Here is a 1,345-nt window from a genome sequence, read left to right as displayed (position 1 = left end):
GCGAGGTCAAGCCGGTAGGCCATCCAGGGTAATAGCGCCAGCATCGGGCGAATTGTTCTAATCCGGGCAGATATTTCGTAAAACGTGGTCTGTCCCCTATTACTCCGTGCGTGATGCGGCGGTTAACGTCCCACTATGAGGAATCTCCAGCGGGTGTAATCAAACGACGCTACGAAAAAAGTGACCAGTCACGGCTTATTGATGGCGGCCTAGCAAAGAAGGTAGATATGTTCCAACCATTGCTAAAGCAATAAATGAGGAGGGCTAACGCAATGTTAAGGCCTCAACAAAAAATATCCTTCAAAATAGGAAACCTCGTGCTTTACACTCATCTTGTCGAACAAGGCAATTGTCTTCGCCCTACCTAACTCGGGAAGCTGCTCAATATCGTCACGCAAATCATCAAATGAACCAGTCCGGAAGATTTTATCCAAATCTTTTGGCTCACCACAATACTTTTGAAGATATTCAAGCAATTCGTTATAAGGAAAACCATCCCAAAAAAGCTCTACAGCACCGCTAGCAAGAGTCAGATTATCAGCCACGCCTATTATGGCCGATGATTTCAAAATTTTCGCCAGGTCTTTGGTAAAATTCAGCGCAGAAGGTTGCTCAGCTGCACATTGCAAAAAAGCAACCCAATCAGACGGACAGTGCAAAACAACGGCGTCATTTGAGACATCCATTAGAAATTTACTTCGATTTTCCAGCTCCAGAAAGGAACTCTCCCCATCTCCCTGAAGGCACAGCGCACGAACTTCTTTCAGAGAGTAGTTTTTTTCAAAAACCCAATCGGCTTCCCCTCCACTTGCACTACTTGCAAAAATAGGACAACCACACTCTTTTCTAGATGTGAGTAACAATGGGCGAAAAGCGTTCTTTTCAAGAAGAACATCAATCTCAACCAACTGACCTTTTGTCAAATTGTGATCAAATATCAAACAAAGCTCGGCTGACATTCATCTACCTTTTTATGGCCACATTACAATTGAATTATCACCGAGAATAAACATAACCTCCGTTGGCTCAGCACCACCACGCCGTGCTCGTGCAATACCGGATTCTGCTTCAGCCAAGGTCAATGGTGGATTGCATCGGCGCCCGTCAATAATAAATCGGCTACCTTGATTGCCGCTTTTCATCGATTTCTTGATATTATTAGCAACGGCATTATTAGTTCCACTCACGAGTGTCTTAACCTCCCACTTTACGCCATCCATCAGAAAGTCAGCACCTTGTACACCGGTTCCTCGAATAAAGATTTTTGCCCCTCGATGCGCGGCCAAAAACTCAGCGGCATCTATCTCCTGACTGGAGGGTTTAAATTTCTTTGAATATCGCCATG

The 1,345-nt window shown here is 44.8% G+C and carries 2 protein-coding genes; both read right to left on the bottom strand.

The window, feature by feature from the left end; translation table 11 throughout:
- Positions 1 to 275 precede the first annotated feature (275 nt).
- The gene (locus tag IGB42_RS21775; RefSeq protein ID WP_159675650.1) at positions 276 to 959 is read right to left on the bottom strand and encodes a hypothetical protein; all 684 of its coding nucleotides are present in this window, start codon (positions 957 to 959) and stop codon (positions 276 to 278) included.
- A 12-nt stretch (positions 960 to 971) separates the two neighbouring features.
- On the bottom strand, positions 972 to 1,345 hold a 374-nt coding region (locus IGB42_RS21770; protein WP_159675649.1), incomplete at its 5' end, for a hypothetical protein.

Origin of the sequence: Andreprevotia sp. IGB-42, assembly GCF_009848685.1 — a bacterium.
Classification (GTDB): domain Bacteria; phylum Pseudomonadota; class Gammaproteobacteria; order Burkholderiales; family Chitinibacteraceae; genus Andreprevotia.
Note: the sequence above shows the minus strand (reverse complement) of the source record. Positions and strands in the feature narration are given on the sequence as shown.

What these genes read in the sequence shown, in the direction of transcription:
- IGB42_RS21775 (WP_159675650.1), bottom strand. Translation starts at nt 959, where the DNA reads ATGTCAGCCGAGCTTTGTTTGATATTTGATCACAATTTGACAAAAGGT.